14 protein-coding genes are annotated in these 16,756 nt (G+C 60.2%); 8 read left to right on the top strand and 6 right to left on the bottom strand.

Annotated elements, in window-relative coordinates:
* Positions 1 to 175 precede the first annotated feature (175 nt).
* Both aroQ and AC1DIG_RS19245 read left to right on the top strand, forming a co-directional pair.
* Positions 176 to 616, top strand: coding sequence for a type II 3-dehydroquinate dehydratase (aroQ, locus tag AC1DIG_RS19250; protein ID WP_477768573.1), 441 nt, complete (start codon positions 176 to 178; stop codon positions 614 to 616).
* A gap of 5 nt (positions 617 to 621) precedes the next feature.
* Positions 622 to 1,476 carry a shikimate dehydrogenase gene (locus tag AC1DIG_RS19245; protein ID WP_477768572.1) on the top strand — a complete coding sequence of 285 codons (855 nt, stop codon included), beginning with the start codon at positions 622 to 624 and terminating at the stop codon, positions 1,474 to 1,476.
* A 139-nt stretch (positions 1,477 to 1,615) separates the two neighbouring features.
* Here the strand turns inward: AC1DIG_RS19245 and AC1DIG_RS19240 are convergent, their stop codons facing one another.
* Both AC1DIG_RS19240 and quiC read right to left on the bottom strand, forming a co-directional pair.
* Positions 1,616 to 2,293, bottom strand: a complete 678-nt coding sequence (locus AC1DIG_RS19240) for a TetR/AcrR family transcriptional regulator (RefSeq protein WP_477768571.1) — start codon at positions 2,291 to 2,293, stop codon at positions 1,616 to 1,618.
* Positions 2,294 to 2,394: 101 nt separating this feature from the next.
* Positions 2,395 to 4,296, bottom strand: a complete 1,902-nt coding sequence (gene quiC / locus AC1DIG_RS19235; protein ID WP_477768570.1) for a 3-dehydroshikimate dehydratase QuiC — start codon at positions 4,294 to 4,296, stop codon at positions 2,395 to 2,397.
* Between the two features lie 703 nt (positions 4,297 to 4,999).
* Between quiC and AC1DIG_RS19230 the strand changes: the two genes are divergently transcribed.
* Positions 5,000 to 6,352 (top strand): MFS transporter, encoded by a 1,353-nt coding sequence (locus AC1DIG_RS19230; RefSeq protein WP_477768569.1) that lies wholly within the window; start codon positions 5,000 to 5,002, stop codon positions 6,350 to 6,352.
* A gap of 96 nt (positions 6,353 to 6,448) precedes the next feature.
* Positions 6,449 to 8,071: a methyl-accepting chemotaxis protein gene (locus AC1DIG_RS19225; RefSeq protein ID WP_477768568.1), complete on the top strand. Its 1,623-nt coding sequence runs from the start codon at positions 6,449 to 6,451 to the stop codon at positions 8,069 to 8,071.
* A gap of 6 nt (positions 8,072 to 8,077) precedes the next feature.
* On the opposite strand, the gene AC1DIG_RS19220 is transcribed toward AC1DIG_RS19225, so the two are convergent.
* The 4 genes from AC1DIG_RS19220 to AC1DIG_RS19205 form a co-directional block, all read right to left on the bottom strand.
* Positions 8,078 to 8,959 (bottom strand): DMT family transporter, encoded by an 882-nt coding sequence (locus AC1DIG_RS19220; protein WP_477768567.1) that lies wholly within the window; start codon positions 8,957 to 8,959, stop codon positions 8,078 to 8,080.
* A 38-nt stretch (positions 8,960 to 8,997) separates the two neighbouring features.
* A complete protein-coding gene (locus tag AC1DIG_RS19215; RefSeq protein ID WP_477768566.1) occupies positions 8,998 to 9,813 on the bottom strand; it encodes a sugar phosphate isomerase/epimerase family protein in 816 nt (271 codons plus the stop codon).
* A 2-nt stretch (positions 9,814 to 9,815) separates the two neighbouring features.
* Positions 9,816 to 10,871: a Gfo/Idh/MocA family protein gene (locus tag AC1DIG_RS19210; RefSeq protein ID WP_477768565.1), complete on the bottom strand. Its 1,056-nt coding sequence runs from the start codon at positions 10,869 to 10,871 to the stop codon at positions 9,816 to 9,818.
* Positions 10,872 to 11,006: 135 nt separating this feature from the next.
* A complete protein-coding gene (locus AC1DIG_RS19205; RefSeq protein ID WP_477768564.1) occupies positions 11,007 to 11,783 on the bottom strand; it encodes an IclR family transcriptional regulator in 777 nt (258 codons plus the stop codon).
* A 190-nt stretch (positions 11,784 to 11,973) separates the two neighbouring features.
* On the opposite strand from AC1DIG_RS19205, the gene AC1DIG_RS19200 reads away from it, so the two are divergent.
* The 4 genes from AC1DIG_RS19200 (at position 11,974) to AC1DIG_RS19185 (ending at position 16,637) form a co-directional block, all read left to right on the top strand.
* On the top strand, positions 11,974 to 13,683 hold the full coding sequence (locus tag AC1DIG_RS19200; protein ID WP_477768563.1) for an FAD-dependent oxidoreductase: 1,710 nt from the start codon (positions 11,974 to 11,976) through the stop codon (positions 13,681 to 13,683).
* 140 nt (positions 13,684 to 13,823) lie between these two features.
* Complete coding sequence (gene ypfJ / locus AC1DIG_RS19195; RefSeq protein ID WP_477768562.1) at positions 13,824 to 14,678, top strand: KPN_02809 family neutral zinc metallopeptidase; 855 nt, start codon at positions 13,824 to 13,826, stop codon at positions 14,676 to 14,678.
* Positions 14,679 to 14,768: 90 nt separating this feature from the next.
* Positions 14,769 to 15,671 carry a KPN_02809 family neutral zinc metallopeptidase gene (ypfJ, locus tag AC1DIG_RS19190; protein WP_477768561.1) on the top strand — a complete coding sequence of 301 codons (903 nt, stop codon included), beginning with the start codon at positions 14,769 to 14,771 and terminating at the stop codon, positions 15,669 to 15,671.
* The gene (locus AC1DIG_RS19185; RefSeq protein WP_477768560.1) at positions 15,672 to 16,637 is read left to right on the top strand and encodes an alpha/beta hydrolase; all 966 of its coding nucleotides are present in this window, start codon (positions 15,672 to 15,674) and stop codon (positions 16,635 to 16,637) included.
* The last annotated feature ends 119 nt before the right edge of the window (positions 16,638 to 16,756 follow it).

The raw sequence follows: 16,756 nt of genomic DNA, 5'->3' as shown, positions 1-16,756 counted from the left end.
GATGACGGCTTTTTTGTGGGTGGCGCCTGCAACTGTCCGATCATCGAACACTTATTGTCGTCTTGCGAGGCTTGGCGCTCAGCTTCAATTGACCAAATTAACCAGCTAGTACAATTTATCTCCACCGGCGGGTCCCCCTCGACCCACGCCCACAATAACAATGGAGATGCCCCTGATGTCCCCTATCGTTCTGGTGCTCAACGGCCCGAACCTGAATCTGCTTGGTACCCGTGAGCCAGCGACGTATGGCCATGAAACCCTGGCCGACATTTCGGCCTTGTGCGGGCGCGCTGCCGAAGAATTCGGCCTGGCAGTGGAGTTTCGCCAGACCAACCACGAGGGCGAATTGCTCGACTGGATTCACTCGGCACGCGGTCGTTGTGCCGGGATCGTGATCAACCCGGCAGCCTGGACGCACACCTCGGTCGCGATCCGCGACGCGCTGATCGCCAGCGAGTTACCGGTGATCGAAGTGCACCTGTCCAATGTGCATGCTCGCGAGCCGTTCCGACATCACTCGTTCGTGTCGGCCATCGCCACCGCCGTCCTGTGCGGATTCGGTAGCCACGGCTATCGCTTGGCGCTGGAGCATTTCAGCCATCGCTTGAAGGGGTGAGTCACATGTCGCAGAACAACACGGTACTCGCCGGGCTCATCGGCGCTGGTATCCAGGCGTCGCGAACCCCGGCGCTGCATGAGCGCGAGGGCGATGCCCAAGGCCTGCGCTATCTCTATCGGTTGATTGACCTCGATCAGCTGAAACTCGACAGCGGTGCCCTCCCCGACCTGCTGATGGCAGCCGAGCGGATGAACTTCACCGGCCTGAACATCACCTTTCCGTGCAAGCAGGCGATCATCCCGCTGCTTGACGAACTCTCGCCTGAAGCCCGAGGCATTGGTGCGGTCAACACCGTGGTGCTCAAGGATGGAAAACGCATCGGCCACAACACCGACTGCCTGGGTTTTGCCGAAGGTTTTCGTCGGGGCTTGAAGGAGGCTGCCCGCGAGCGCGTCGTTCAAATGGGTGCCGGTGGTGCCGGTGCTGCGGTAGCCCATGCGCTGCTGAGTGAAGGTGTGCAGCAATTGAGTATTTTCGATGTGGACGTCAGCCGTGCGCAAAGCCTTGCGAACAACCTCAATCAGCACTTCGGCAGCGGCCGGGCCTGTGCCGGCAGCGATCTGCCGAGTGCGTTGGCGCAGGCCGATGGGCTGGTGAACACCACGCCGATGGGTATGGCCAAACTGCCCGGCATGCCAGTGCCGGTGGAGTTGCTGCGGGCTGAGTTGTGGGTCGCGGAGATTGTTTACTTTCCACTGGAAACCGAACTGCTGCGCAACGCCCGTGCGTTGGGCTGCCGTACTCTGGATGGCGGCAACATGGCAGTGTTTCAGGCGGTAAAGGCTTTTGAGTTGTTCAGTGGCGTGGCGCCGGATGCGCAGCGGATGCTGGAGCATTTTCAAAGCATGAATGGTTGACGACCACGGCCTTGATCGTTCCCACGCTCTGCGTGGGAATGCAGCCCGTGACGCTCTGCGTCACCATCAAGAGCGGACGCGGAGCGTCCAGTGAGGCATTCCCACGCAGAGCGTGGGAACGATCTGTGGGCTGCGGTCTTCAGGCCTGCAAATAACGCAGCACTGACTCGCAGATCATCTGGCGATGACGTTGCTTGATCGTTTCGTCCGGCAAGTCGATCTGAAAAATCTCACCAAAGGTATGACGGTTCGACACCCGGTAAAAACAGAACGAACTGATCAACAAGTGCACATCCAGCGGATCCAGCCCGCTACGGAACACCCCCTCCTCGGCACCACGACGTAGAATCACGCCCAGCGAATCGAGGATCGTATTGTTCATCGCCTTGATCGCTTCGGACTGCTTCACGTACTCGGCGTTGTGAATGTTCTCGATGCTGACGATGCGCACAAAATCGACGTTGCGGTCATGGTGATCGAAGGTGAATTCCACCAGCCGCCGAATCGCCTCACGCGGTTCCAGCTCAGCCAGGTGCAAGCGACTTTCAGTGCTGCGGATGTCGCCGTAAAGCTTCTCCAGCACCTCGACGTAGAGCTGTTCCTTGCTACCGAAGTAGTAATAGATCATCCGTTTCGAGGTGTGGATACGCTCGGCGATCGCATCGACACGAGCACCGGACAGACCCTGCTGGACGAACTCGACAATGGCTTCTTGAAGAATGTTCTCGCGGGTCTTTTCCGGGTTGTTCTTGCGACTCTTGCGCGGCTCGATCGAGGGTTCGTCGGGCGCGACGGTGAGTTCTGTGGTCATTCTCATTCCGGGCTCATGGCCTTCACTGCACAGCTGGCGATTATGGGCCGCACGCTGCAGTGAAGGAAGCTTCGCCACGGCCGTTTACCCCCGCGTTTACCAATTTCCTACAACTTGGCGTGACGCACACCTCCGCTGCGTGATTTCGCCATCGCCGCCAGGCGCACCGCGACGTTGGCCGCACCATATCCGGCATAGCCGTTTTTGCGCTGGATGATTTCGAAGAAGAAGCGCCCTTCAAAGGGCTCGGTGTACACATGAAACAGCTCACCGCCCTGGGCATCGCGGTCATACAGCACGTTGTAATAGGCGAGCTCGCTGAGGAACTCGTCATCGAAATCAAAGCGTGCCGCGAGGTCATCGTAATAGTTGAGCGGGATGTCCAGCAGTGGTACGCCGGCGGCTTTGGCGCGACTGACTTCAGCGAAAATATCGTCGCAGTCAAAGGCAATGTGGTGCACACCGGAACCGCGATAACTGGACAAGGCATGGGAGATCGCGGTGTTGCGGTTCTCGGAAATGTTCAGCGGTAAACGGATCGAGCTGCAACGGCTGCGCAGCGCGCGGCTTTTCACCAGGCCGTAAGGATCCGGCAACACCACTTCATCGTCGGCCTCGAAATCCAGCAGGCTCTTGTAGAACAGCACCCAACTGTCGAGGCTGTCCGCCGGCAGCGCCATCGCCATGTGGTCGATCCTTTTCAGTCCACCCCCGGTGGCGGCCGTCGGATACAGACTGAAGTCGGTGCCGTAGACATCGGCGTGTTCATCCACCAGATAAATCAGGCTGCCATCCGGCGCACGGACCGCCGCCAGTTCCAGTTCATTGGGGCCGACCAGTCCGCGATAGGGTTGCCCTTTGTACGCCACCGCTCGGGCCAACGCACTCGCGCTGTCCTTGACCCGCACTGCGGTCGCACACAATGACGGCCCGTGCGCTTCAAAAAAGCTGTGGGCAAACGAATAGGGTTCAGAGTTGAGGATCAGATTGATATCGCCCTGACGCAGCAGCGTAACGTTCTTGGAGCGATGTTCACCGGCCTTGACGAAACCCAGTCGCTCCAGCCAATGCGAGAGTTTGGCGCCGAGGCTTTCGTCCACCGCGAACTCGAGAAACTCGATGCCGTCGTACTCACTGGCCGGCGGCGTGGCGAACAAAATGTCGAGGTTCGGCGTGGGCGTTGCTTGTTGTTGCAAACGCGCTCGGGTCTTCTCTTCCAGATACAGCAAGGAGCGCAGACCATCGGCGGCATTGGCGCGTGGTGGCGCGGCGCGGAATCCGTCGTTGAAAACTTCCAGCGACAGCGGCCCGGTGTAACCACTCTGGATAATCGGTGCGAGAAAACCCGGCAAGTCGAATTCGCCCTGTCCGGGGAAGCAACGAAAATGTCGGCTCCACTCCAGCACGTCCATCGCCAGGATCGGTGCGTCGGCCATTTGCACAAAGAAAATCTTCTCGCCGGGAATATCCGCGATAGCCCGTGGATCACCCTTGAGCGACAAGGTATGAAAACTGTCCAGCAACACGCCCAGATTCGGATGGTCCGCCTGGCGGACGATATTCCAGACCTGTTGATAAGTGTTCACATGCCGGCCCCAGGCCAGCGCCTCATAACCGATCCGCAAGCCACGAGCCCCGGCGCGTTCGGCCAACAGTCGCAGATCATCGACCAGAATCTGCTCATCGCCAACACTGTCGGCTGAGGCATTGCTGCACACCAGCACCAGATCGGTGCCCAGTTCCTGCATCAGGTCGAACTTGCGCTCGGCGCGCTCAAGGTTGCGCGGCAGACGGTCACGGCGGCAGCCTTCGAAATCACGAAAGGGCTGAAACAGAGTGATGGCGATACCGAGGTCAGCGCACATCTGTTTAATTTCACGCGGGCTGCCGTCGTAGTACAGCAGGTCGTTCTCGAAAATCTCCACCCCATCGAAACCCGCGGCGGCAATGGCTTCGAGTTTTTCCGGCAGGGTACCGCTCAAGGAAACGGTGGCAATGGAACGCTGCATGTTTCGACTCCCGGTGGGATGGGCTGATCTTGTTAGAGGCACGACACGGCTTTTCGTAGCAGCTGGCGCAGCCGGCGTTCGGCTGCGCAGCAGTCGTGAAATCAGGCAATGCGGTGAGTCAGGAGGACCGCGCATTCAGGATTTACGACTGCTTCGCAGCCGAACGCCGGCTGCGCCAGCTGCTACAAGGGATCGCGTTTGACTTGAGGCGAATTATTGGCTTAGCGATCCGTTACAGCAATTCAAAGTGTACCAACCGGTTAGTTTACTGTGCGATTATCGAACACAATGGCGGTTGGCGAATTGACGATTTTTCGCTCACTGCGCACCATCGGCAGCACATCGATTCCGGTCATGAACCACCGGTCGAAGTGACCAACGACCCAGAACACACCATAAAAAATTCAAAAATCGGGTACACGCTCATGCTTGCATTCAACGCCTTGTTTCGTTGCTCTCTCCTTCATTCCCCGTGCCTGGCGCCCGACCGCCAACCGCCTTCGAACCTTTCTGGCGCCCGCGACCGAACCCGGCCCGCATGCTGAACACGCGCTTTGGTTGCCTCAGCCAACACTGAGCCAACGCAAACACTCAGCCGATCAATCATTGTTTTCCCCTGCGCATCCGCGCACCCCGACGATTGATCACGCGCCCATGAAGTCCCGACGAGCCTTGCTTGTCAGTCATTGAACGGATGGCACAGATGATTCCTTCTCAGAGCTCTCATACAGAAAGCGCCCGCACGGCCTCAGGCCTGGGTGTCGCGTCCGGCGGCATCGGCGACAAAATCCGTGGCGCCATGGCGGTCGGCAAAACCCGTTGGGGCATGCTGGCGCTGGTGTTTTTCGCCACCACCCTGAACTACATCGACCGCGCCGCACTGGGCGTCATGCAGCCGATCCTGGCCAAGGAAATGAGCTGGACGGCGATGGATTACGCCAACATCAACTTCTGGTTCCAGGTCGGTTACGCCGTCGGCTTCGTGCTGCAAGGCCGGCTGATCGACCGGATCGGCGTGAAGCGCGTGTTCTTCTGCGCGGTGCTGCTCTGGAGCCTGGCGACCGGCGCCCATGGCCTGGCAACCTCGGCCGTCGGCTTTATGGTCTGCCGCTTTATCCTCGGGCTGACCGAAGCCGCCAACTACCCGGCCTGCGTGAAAACCACCCGGCTGTGGTTCCCTGCCGGTGAGCGCGCCGTGGCCACTGGCATCTTCAATGCCGGGACCAACGTCGGCGCCATGTTCACGCCGATGCTGCTGCCGCTGATCCTCCACGTCTGGGGCTGGCAAGCTGCGTTCCTGTGCATGTCGGCACTGGGCGGGATCTGGCTGTTGTTCTGGGGCTTGAAGTACTTCAACCCGGAAGATCACCCGTCGGTGAAGCAATCGGAACTGGACTACATCCAGAAGGAAGTCGAACCGGAACAAACCCGCGTGCCGTTCTCACGGATCCTTCGGATGCGCGGCACCTGGGCCTTCGCCCTCGCCTACTCGATCACCGCACCGGTGTTCTGGTTCTACCTGTACTGGCTGCCGCCGTTCCTCAACCAGCAATACAACCTGGGCATCAACGTGACCCAAATGGGTATTCCGCTGATCATCATCTATATGACGGCCGACTTCGGCAGCGTCGGCGGCGGCATTCTGTCCTCGTTCCTGATCGGCCGCGGGGTCAACCCGATCAAGGCCCGGTTGATGTCGATGCTGCTGTTCGCCTGCTGCATCATCGGCGTGATCATGGCCGCCGGCTCCAGCAACCTGTGGGTCGCCGTGTTTGCCATCTCGCTGGCCATCGGCGCGCACCAGGCCTGGACCGCAAACATCTGGAGCCTGGTGATGGACTACACGCCCAAGCACATGATGAGCACGGTGTTCGGTTTCGGTGGCATGTGCGCCGCCATTGGCGGGATGTTCATGACCCAACTGGTCGGGCACATCCTGACCATCACCAATAACAACTACACCGTGCTGTTCACCATGATTCCGGCGATGTACTTCATTGCGCTGACCTGGTTGTACTTCATGGCACCGCGCAAGATTCCGAAAATCGACAACTGACGCTTCCTCTTTCGCAGGCCTGGTTCCAGGCCTGCTTTTTTTGTTTGCACGGTTGCCGATTTCGCCCCCCTTTTTTCCGTCCACGGAGCTCATACCATGTCTCTGGGTAACCTGAGCATCGCCAAACGTGCGCTGATCAGCTTCGGCCTAATCGCCCTGCTGGTGTTGTTGCAAGGACTGTTTGCCCTCAAGCAGGTGGCCGAAGTACGCGCCACCGGCCAGCACACCGAAAACGTCTCCCTGCCCAGCACACGCTACCTGGGGGAAATCCGTGACTACATTCTGAGCATTCGCGTGCTCAGCCTGCGCATGGCGCTCAACCGCGAGCCGAAAGTACTCGATGCCACTATCGCCCGCCTGCATCAGGTGGAAGGCTGGCTTGAGCAAACGCTGACCAGATTCGCGCCCCTGGTCGACGACTACAACCGCGTGCAGTACGAAACCTTTGTCAGCACTGTAAAGAGCTACCGACAGGCACTGGATCAATACGAAGAACTGTCCCGGCAAAACCGCAGCGAGGAAATGAGCGCGCTGCTCAACGGAAAAATCCAGGATTACTCGACCCGGACCGGCGATCAATTCACCGAGCTGATGAACCTCACCGCCAGCGAAGTCAGCCAATCGGCCAGCCATGCCGATTGGCTTTACACCCAGGTAAAAATGACCGTGATCGGCGCACTGATCGCTGTTGCCCTGCTGACCTTATGCCTGGCCTGGCTACTGATCCGCAGCATCGTCGTGCCCATCCGTCAGGCTGTGCGTGTGGCCGAGCAGGTCGCTGACGGTGACCTGAGTACGCCGATCCACAGCCAGGGGCCCGATGAAACCGCCCGTCTTCTCAGGGCTCTGGCCAGCATGCAGAACAGCCTGCGCGATACCCTGCAGCTGATCAGCGGTACGTCGAACCAACTGAACGGTGCGGCACAGCAGATGAGCCAGAACACCGGGCAGGACTCCAATCGCTTGCAACAGCAGCACAACGAAATCGAGCAGGCCGCCACGGCGGTCAACGAAATGACCGCCGCCGTCGAAGAAGTGGCGCGCAACGCGGTCTCGACCTCGGACACCACGCGCCAGTCGACGCTAGAGGCCACTCAGGGCCAGGCGCGAGTGATCGAGACCCTCGATTCGATCCAGGCCATGAGTGCCGATGTCGGCACCGCGCTGCAACAGGTTCAGACCCTGGCCGAACAATCTCGGGAAATCGGCAAAGTACTGGACGTCATCCGCGCTATTGCCGAACAAACCAACCTGCTGGCCCTCAACGCCGCCATCGAGGCCGCAAGAGCCGGGGAAGCTGGGCGCGGGTTTGCCGTGGTCGCCGATGAAGTGCGAGCCCTGGCCCACCGCACCCAGCAGTCGACCCGGGAAATCGAGCAGATGATCGCCCGGGTTCAGGGCGACACCGACAGTGTGGTGCTATCGATGCACGGCAACAGCCAGCGGGTGGCCCAGACTTTGTCGATCGCCGAACAGGCCGGTGTGGCCCTGGCGCAAATCACCCGCGCCATGGAGCAGATCCACGAGCGCAATCTGGTGATCGCCAGCGCCTCGGAAGAGCAGGCTCAAGTGGCCCGAGAGGTAGACCGCAACCTGCTGAACATCCGCGACCTGTCGCTGGCCAGCGCCGACGCATCGACCCGGACCAGCGCCACCAGTCAGGAGTTGTCGCAACTGGCGGCCGGTTTGCAGAACCTGGTGGTGCGTTTCAGGTTTTGAGCGCAATCAGCTTCTGCGCTGTTGCCAGGCCGCCGCCAGACCGCTGAGGCAAATGATCACGATGCCAATCACAGTGGTCAGGCTCGGTGTGTGGGAAAACAGCAACCAGCCGAGCAGTCCGGCAAACACGATCTGGCAGTAACCAAAAGGCGCCAGCAGTGCCGGTGCGGCATGCCGGAAAGCCTGAGTCAGCAACAGATGCGCGGTCATCCCGCAGCTACCCAGCGCCAGCATCAACAGGCCATGAGTCAAACTCGGCACTTGCCAGAACATCGGCACCAGAGCGCTCATGACCAGGGTGTTGCACAAACCGGCAAAGAAGTTACTGGTGGTCGGGCTGTCGATCTCGCTGAGTTTTCGCGTCAGCAGTTGGTAAAAGCAGAAGAACAACGCCGAGCAGAACGGCAGCAACACTGCCGGAGTGAACAAATCGCCGCCGGGGTGGACGATGATCAACACGCCGATAAACCCGCAAATCACCGCCAGCCATTGCCCCCGCGTCACCCGCTCACCGAGCAAGGGCACCGACAACGCGGTCACCAACACCGGCGCGAGAAAGTTGACCGCGGTGGCTTCCGCCAACGGGATGAACAACAGGCCTGTGGTGAACAACAGGCTGGTGCCAAGCAAGCACAACGCCCGCAGCAACTGCAGCAACGGGCGTTTCGTGCGCAGGACACGCAAGCCCGATTGCGGCAGAAAAATCCCGGCCATCAATAGCGTGTGAACCAGATAACGCGCCCACACCACCATGATCACCGGATAGAAACCCGACAGGTATTTGGACAAGGCGTCGTGAGTGGAAAACAGGAAGGTCGCAACAACGATCAACAGGATGCCTTTGAAGGGCTGATTGATACCGGAAAGCGGAGTGCTCGATACAGTCATGGGAAATCCCGAAGGTTGAAGGACCTGAAAAGCATCGCTTAAATCAGCGTCAACAACGCACGCGTCTTGTCCAACGCCATCTGCGCCCGCTGCAAGGCACTCACGCCCTGCCGTTGCAACTGCACGGCCGGCACTTCCAGGCTCAATGGCAGATTGACCGGCAAACACCTCAATAACCCAAGCAGGTCGCAATCCCCTTCGCCAGGGAAACGCCGCTCGTTGCGAGCCTGACGCAAAATCTCCTGCATGTCTGTAGGCCTGGGTCCTGCCACATCGCACAGCTGTGCATAACGCAGGCGTGACGGCGCGACCCTGGCCAGGTCTTCCAGACGCGAAGCCGAGCGGTCGAAATGGAAAGCATCCACCAGTACGCCACCGTATTCGTGATCAGCGTTTTCAACAATACGCACGGCCTGCTCAAGGTTGCGCGCATCGGTCCAGGGCATGAACTCCAGATGGCTGTGCAAACCGTAACCTGCCGCCAGATCGCAGAGTGCGGCAAAATTCTCGGTGAGCCGCTGCTCGTCAGGATCATTACCGGCTACCAGTAATTCACTGGCACCGAGCTCTGCGCCGGCCGCCAGGACCGCCTCGAAATCCGCCACTCGGGTTTCGGCTTTCAATCGCAGAATTTCGATATCCAGCACTTGAATGCCGGTGTCACGCAGCCGCGCCCGCGTCTGTTGCCACAACTGTGCATCGGCCATCAGCGGGAAATGATGCTCCTCGGGGGTGGCCGGAACCAGTCGCAGCCCGACATGGCTATACCCGGCACGCGCCGCCACCTCGATGATCTCCGGCGGCGACAATTCAAGAACGGTCAGGCTGGCCAGGGAGAAAATACGCTCGCTCATGTTCACTCCTCGATCCGTGCCGGAACGCAGGCGCGACCGCTGGCAGCGGCCTCGCGTATGGCTTCGATCAGCGCTAGCGTTCGGGCCGCGTCAGCGACACTCACCAGCGGCTTCGCCTCACCTCGGGCCACCCTTACGAAATGCTGCAATTGCAGGCGCAGCGCTTCATCAGCGTTGAAAGATTCCTGAACGGTCTGCAAGGGGTGATGCCAACCGGCGTCCGCTTCGGCGTAATGCCAGCGCTTGAGCTGCGGAATACTCAGTGCGCCAGCGGTCCCGGCCAGCAGGTAGCACGGCTGGTCAGCTTGAAGTGGGTAAACCGGGTTTTCTCCCGAGTCCAGCTCCCAGCTCCAGGGTGCCGCCACCGCGTCGGAGCCGGTCAGACTGCCCAGCGCCCCGTTGTCGAATTGCAGCAACACCGCCGCGCAATCTTCATTGGCAAACCCGCGCACCGCATTGCTGGTAATGGCCTGTACCTGACGCACTTCACCGCACAAGTGGCGCAGCAGATCGAGGTCGTGAATCAGGTTGGTCAGCAACATCCCGGCACCGGCCTCGCGGCGCCAGGGAATCTCGAAATAACTGTCGGGTTTGCGCACCTGCCAGAGCGCGGTGACCATCGTCAGTTGCCCCAGTGTCCCGCTGCGCACCAGCTCATGGGCGCGGGCGATCAGCGGATTGTGCCGACGATGATGACCGACCAGAACCGGCACGCCAGTAGCTGTCGACGCGGCCACCAGTGTGCGCACTTCATCCAGGTGCACGCCTACCGGTTTCTCCAGCAGCACCGGCACGCCAGCGGCCAGGCAATCGAGCGCCGTACTCACGTGCAGGTTGTTCGGGTTGGCAACAATGACGGCGTCCGGTTTGAGCTGTTCCAGCAGTGCCCGGTGATCGGCGAAATACGGCACGCCCCACTCGGCCGCGATCTCGGCGGCTTGCGGACCAGGATCGGCCACTGCGCACAAGGTCGCCTCATTCAGGGTCTTGAGATGCTGGTAATGCTGCTGGCCCATATTGCCAGCACCGATCAGCGCGATGCGAAGTGGCGAACTCACAGTGCAATCCTCTTGTGATTATTGTCAGGACATCGAATTCCAATAATCTAGAACTCGATTCCAATTTATCACACAAGGAAACGCCAATAGTGTTCGAACAGCGCACAGCTTTGCTTCACAGGGGGGATATGGCGATCAGTTGAACAGCTCCGAGGCCTGACTCGCCACCGACAGCTCCTGAGCAAATTGCAGCAACAACGGCGCCAGTTCATGCAGTCGCGACTCGGGCAACCGCGCACTCGGCCCGGCGACACTGAGCACGCCGACCACCCGCCCATCCACCGGATGACGCACCACCGCGGCGATTGCCGAGGTGCCGACCGCCGAGCTTTCCTGAACCCAGGCATAGCCGTGTTCGCGGGCCAGGCGCAGGCGCTCGAGCAGTTCGATGTTGGAGCGCGGTGCATTCGGTCCCAACTCCAGCGGCATATCCACCGCTTGCCGTTCCACCAGTGACAAGGCCTCGGCATCACTGAGGCAGGCCAGCCACGCGTGCCCCGACGCGGTGTAGAACAACGGCGCATCGCGGCCCATGTCCGGGTCATAACGCAAACCGGAACGCGCGCCCTGAGACTTGGCGATCCAGGTTTGACGCTCGCCCTCGATCACACCCAATCGCACCAGCTCGCCGGTTTCCTGGGCCAACCGATCAAGCACCGGCTGGACGATATCCGCACCGCTGCTCGACAGGTAACGAAAACCCATGGCAACCAGTTTGGTCGACAGGTGATAACGCAAATTGTCCGGATTCTGCCGCACGTAACCCAGGCGGATCAGCTCCGCGAGCAAGCGGTGCGTTGCGCTTTTCGGGATCTCCAGTTGCTCGGCCAGCACCTGCATCGGCAAGCCTCGCGGATCACTGGTAAGACTTTCCAGAACACTGAAGACACGTTCGATTTGACTGCCGGCCATGGTGGGACTCCAGATGAAATTTGGCCGATTCTAGAAGACAACCGGGTGAATGCGAAATGTGGAACTGCAGTGTCCGATAACCGCCCGCAAATAGCGCTTTGCGCCGGGACAGTCTTGTCGTTTCAAAATCGGCTACGTATATTTTTTGGAATTAAATTCCAAAATAACAATATTGCCGGAGTCAGCCAGCATGCCTGCCAAATCCACTTGTCCCCCTGCAGTCGACTGCGATGTGTTGATTGTCGGCTCCGGTGCGGCGGGTTTGTCCGCCGCCGTCACCGCTGCCTGGCACGGGCTCAAGGTGATCGTCGTGGAAAAGGATCCGGTGTTCGGCGGCGCCACGGCCTGGTCCGGTGGCTGGGCGTGGGTGCCGTGCAATCCGCTGGCCCGGCGCGCCGGCATCATTGAAGACATCGACCTGCCGCGCACCTACCTCAAGCACGAGCTCGGCGAACGCTATGAACCGGCGCTGATCGACGCTTTCCTCGAAGCCGGCCCGCGCATGGTCGCGTTCTTTGAGGAGCACACCTCGCTGCAATTTGCCGACGGCAACGGCATCGCCGATATTCATGGCGACACACCGGGCGCCGGAACTGGCGGACGCTCGGTGATCGCCGCGCCTTACGACGCACGCAAGGTCGGCACGTTGCTCAAGCGGTTACGAACAACGATGCGTGAAACCTCGTTCATGGGCATGCCGATCATGGCCGGCGCCGACCTGTCAGCGTTCCTCAATCTGACCCGTTCTTTGTCCGCGTTCTGGCACGTGACCCGGCGTTTCAGCCGACACCTGCTCGACCTCGCGCTACACGGTCGCGCGATGCAACTGGTCAATGGCGTGGCACTGGTGGCGCGTTTGGCAAAATCGGCTGAAGACCTCGGCGTTCTGCTCTGGGCGTCAGCACCTGTCACCGAACTGCTGCGTGACGGCAACCGGGTCAGCGGCGCGGTAATCCACAGCGCCAAAGGTGCTATCCAGATCCGCGCACGCCAAGCCGTGGTGCTGGCGGCTGGTGGTTTTCCAAACGATATCGAACGGCGCAAGGCATTGTTCCCACGCACGCCCACCGGTGCTGAGCATCTGGCGCTACCGCCTCTCGGCGCCTCGGGCGATGGCCTGCGGCTGGGCGAAAGCGTCGGCGGTCAAGTAAAGACCGACCTCGAATCACCGGTGGCCTGGGCGCCGGTTTCGCAGGTGCCCTACAAGGACGGCAGCCTCGGTCACTTCCCGCACATCATCGAGCGTGGCAAACCGGGAATCATCGGCGTGCTGCGCAATGGCCAGCGCTTCGTCAACGAAGCCAACGGTTACTACGATTACGTCACGGCAATGGTCGCCGCCGCCCCGGCCGATGAAGAAGTCGCCTCCTGGCTGATTTGCAGCCATCACTTTCAACGTCGTTATGGCCTGGGAATTTCCCGCCCCTTCCCGTTACCCGTCACGCCGTTCATTCGCAGCGGCTACCTGAAAACCGGCAACACGATTCAAGAACTGGCTCTTGCCTGTGGCATCGACGCCAGCGCGCTGGAAACCACCGTGTCGCACTACAACCACCATGCGCGAAAAGGTGAAGACCCGCAGTTCGGTCGTGGCTCCACACCTTATAACCGCAAGCAAGGCGATCCACTCCAGCAACCCAACCCCTGCGTCGCGCCGATCGACAAAGGTCCGTTCTACGCCGTCAAAGTCCAGCCAGGCTGCTTCGGCACATTCGCCGGGCTGAAGGTCAATCAACACGCGCAAGTACTCGACGGCGATGGGCAAGCCATCCACGGTCTCTACGCCGCGGGCACCGATATGGCCAGCATCATGGGCGGCTACTACCCCGCCGGCGGGATCAATCTTGGTCCGGCGTTGACCTTCGGCTACATTGCCGCGCGACATATCGCTGGTGCATGACTGTGCGTAAACAAGCAAAGGCTACGGCCTCAGCCAGCGGTGTCTTACGCGCCTTTACACTTTTCTGCGCCCGCTGCACGCCATAACTGTTATCCATTGTGGAGGCAATGAATGCCGCTCAACCTACAAGGAACGTCAACATGTTATGGAACAAAGCCCAACCCAGCGACAACGTACAGGACACCCGTGAGGACACGGCAACCCGGTTCACTCCTGGCAAAAAGCTCGGAGTAATACTCGGCGCCACCACTGTAATGGGGGTAGGCGTACTGATCAGCCTTACGCCGCTTGTCGAAAGTCCTCATTCACCCCATTCCTCACCGATCAGTATTATCGCGACGCCTGTCGAAGACCCGGAGCTGGCATTTATCCGCGCCATACTCGGGGACACCGAGGACACCTGGAAGCAGATTTTCCAGCCACTCAATCGTCAATATCCCGAACCGACCCTGACCCTCTTCGATCATGGCGTGGCATCAGCCTGTGGTTTTACCTCCTCTGCCAGCGGACGGTTTTATTGTCCGGAGAACCAGCAGGTGTATCTGGACCTGGTGTTTTTTCATGATATGTCGCAGCGTTTTTCGTTGGTCGGTGACTTCGCCCAAGCGTATGTGATCGCCCATGAAGTCGGTCATCACGTGCAACTGCAACTGGGCTTGTCGCAGCCGTTCGAGGACGCACTGAACGCCGGTCAAACTGTCGTCGGCGAAAACGGCCTGGAAGTGCGATCAGAGCTGCAAGCCGATTGCCTGGCGGGTGTCTGGGCGCATCACGCGCAAAAGCGTCTGAACTGGCTGGAGCCCGGCGATCTCGAAGAGGCATTGCAGGCTGCTGCGGTGTTCGGTGATGACTACCGACAAGGGAACCAAACAGCCAGCGTGATGCCTGAGACCTTCACTCACGGCACCTCGGCGCAACGTGCTCACTGGTTCAAGACCGGCTTCAATGAAGGCCGGTTTGAGCAGTGCGACACGTTCGCCGCAACGCGCCTGTAACCCATCGCCGGGCATAGTCTGACGACCGGACTGGCGACTATCCCACTCACCAGCGACACTCATCACCACGCGCAAACAGAGGATTCCCACATGCTATGGAAAAAAGGCCGCCGCAGCGACAACGTGGTGGATGCTCGCGATGAGGATGTTGGCGGTGGCGGCGGTGGGATGCGTTTTGGTGGTGGCAAGGGGCTGAGCTTGACGGCCATTGTGCTGATCGTCGGTATCGGCTGGATCACCGGGCAAGACCCGATGCAGATTCTCGGACAACTGGTCGGGCAGATGGACCAACAATCGGCTCCGGCTACCACGCAAACCGTGCAAACCCGCAAGGCGCCGCCAGCCAATGATCAACAGGCCGAGTTTGTCGCGCGGATCCTCGGCGACACCGAAGACACCTGGGGCCAGATCTTCCAGCAAGCCGGTCGCCAGTACTCGGCGCCCAAACTGCTGCTGTTCAACGGGCGGGTCAATTCGGCCTGCGGCGGCGCTACCTCGGCGACCGGTCCGTTCTACTGCCCGGCAGATCAGCGGGTGTATCTGGACATGAGTTTCTTCCAGGAAATGTCCCAGCGTTTTGGTGCCGCCGGCGATTTCGCCCAGGCTTACGTGATTGCTCACGAGGTCGGTCATCATGTGCAAACCTTGCTCGGCGTATCTGCCAAGATCCAGGCCGCACGTCAACGAGGTCAGCGCATGGAAGGTGACGGAGGTCTGCTGGTACGTCAGGAATTGCAGGCCGATTGCCTGGCCGGTGTCTGGGCCAACAACGCGCAAAAGCGCCTGAACTGGCTGGAGCCGGGCGACGTCGAAGAAGCCTTGAACGCCGCCAATGCCATCGGCGATGACCGTTTGCAGCAACAGGGTCAGGGCCGCGTGGTCCCGGACTCGTTTACTCACGGCACCTCGGCGCAACGGGTTCGCTGGTTCAAGACCGGCTTCGCCCAGGGCCAGGTCAGTCAATGCGACACCTTCGCGACGAAGAACCTCTAAATGCACGCGCGCTGGCTGCTGGTATTCGCGCTGTTATTCGATAGCACCAACCTGCTGGCTGCCGAGCATGCGGTCAAGGTCATCAGCCCCGGTCGCCTGAACCTGGGCGACGCCGAGCTGGCGGTTGGCGTGAGTCAGTCGTCACCGCAAATCCAACGTGTACTGATCGTGATTCACGGGCGCTTGCGCAACGCCGAAACCTACCGCCAGAGCGCGGAAAAAGCTGCCGAGCAGGCCGGACAAAGCGCAACCACCCTGGTGATCGCACCGCAGTTTCTCAACGAAACTGACATCGTTCGCCATCAATTGCCCGACAGCCTGCTGCATTGGCGCGGTGATGACTGGATGGCTGGCGAACTGTCCATCGGAGCGAATCCGCTGAGCTCTTATGCGGTGCTCGACAAGATTCTGGAACGCCTGAGCGATCGCCAGCAGTTTCCAACCCTGAAAGAAGTCGTCATCGCCGGCCATTCCGGTGGCGCACAAGTGGTGCAACGTTATGCACTGCTCGGCCACGATCAGCCGGCACTGCAAGCGGCGGGCGTCAGCGTGCGCTACGTGATCGCCAACCCGTCTTCGTATGCGTATTTCGATGAGCAGCGGCCGGTGCCGTTCAATGCCGCGCGCTGCCCCGGCTTCAACGACTGGAAGTACGGACTGCTGAAACTGCCGGACTACGCCAACGGGCAAACGCCGCAGCAGCTGGAGCAAGGCTACGTACAGCGCAACATCACCTATTTGCTCGGTCAGCGAGACACCAACCCGCATCATCCGGCACTCGACAGAAGCTGCGCTGCGGAGACGCAAGGCGCGTCTCGGCTGGTTCGTGGGCATCGGTACTTCGACTACTTGCAGCAGCGCCATCCCGAAGGGCTGAATCAGCGGCTGATTGAGGTGCCCGGTGTCGGGCATAACGGGGACAAGATGTTCACCTCGCCCGAGGGGCAGAAGGCGTTGTTTCAGTAGCTGGAAGTGTGTCGCCTGAAAGGGCCCCATCGCGAGCAAGCTCGCTCCCACAGGGGATCGTGTGAAGATCAAATGTGGGAGCGAGCTTGCTCGCGATAGCGGTTAACCAGACAACAAAT

The sequence above is a fragment of the Pseudomonas sp. 05N431 genome (assembly GCF_056397005.1).
This window is presented reverse-complemented; position numbering and strand designations above follow the sequence as displayed.

Bases quoted from the DNA above. Each gene is read 5' to 3' on its own strand.
- aroQ (WP_477768573.1), top strand. From the start codon at position 176: ATGTCCCCTATCGTTCTGGTGCTCAACGGCCCGAACCTGAATCTGCTT.
- AC1DIG_RS19245 (WP_477768572.1), top strand. From the start codon at position 622: ATGTCGCAGAACAACACGGTACTCGCCGGGCTCATCGGCGCTGGTATC.
- AC1DIG_RS19185 (WP_477768560.1), top strand. From the start codon at position 15,672: ATGCACGCGCGCTGGCTGCTGGTATTCGCGCTGTTATTCGATAGCACC.
- AC1DIG_RS19225 (WP_477768568.1), top strand. From the start codon at position 6,449: ATGTCTCTGGGTAACCTGAGCATCGCCAAACGTGCGCTGATCAGCTTC.
- ypfJ (WP_477768562.1), top strand. From the start codon at position 13,824: ATGTTATGGAACAAAGCCCAACCCAGCGACAACGTACAGGACACCCGT.
- AC1DIG_RS19240 (WP_477768571.1), bottom strand. From the start codon at position 2,293: ATGAGAATGACCACAGAACTCACCGTCGCGCCCGACGAACCCTCGATC.
- AC1DIG_RS19200 (WP_477768563.1), top strand. From the start codon at position 11,974: ATGCCTGCCAAATCCACTTGTCCCCCTGCAGTCGACTGCGATGTGTTG.
- AC1DIG_RS19220 (WP_477768567.1), bottom strand. From the start codon at position 8,959: ATGACTGTATCGAGCACTCCGCTTTCCGGTATCAATCAGCCCTTCAAA.
- AC1DIG_RS19230 (WP_477768569.1), top strand. From the start codon at position 5,000: ATGATTCCTTCTCAGAGCTCTCATACAGAAAGCGCCCGCACGGCCTCA.
- AC1DIG_RS19205 (WP_477768564.1), bottom strand. From the start codon at position 11,783: ATGGCCGGCAGTCAAATCGAACGTGTCTTCAGTGTTCTGGAAAGTCTT.
- ypfJ (WP_477768561.1), top strand. From the start codon at position 14,769: ATGCTATGGAAAAAAGGCCGCCGCAGCGACAACGTGGTGGATGCTCGC.
- AC1DIG_RS19215 (WP_477768566.1), bottom strand. From the start codon at position 9,813: ATGAGCGAGCGTATTTTCTCCCTGGCCAGCCTGACCGTTCTTGAATTG.
- quiC (WP_477768570.1), bottom strand. From the start codon at position 4,296: ATGCAGCGTTCCATTGCCACCGTTTCCTTGAGCGGTACCCTGCCGGAA.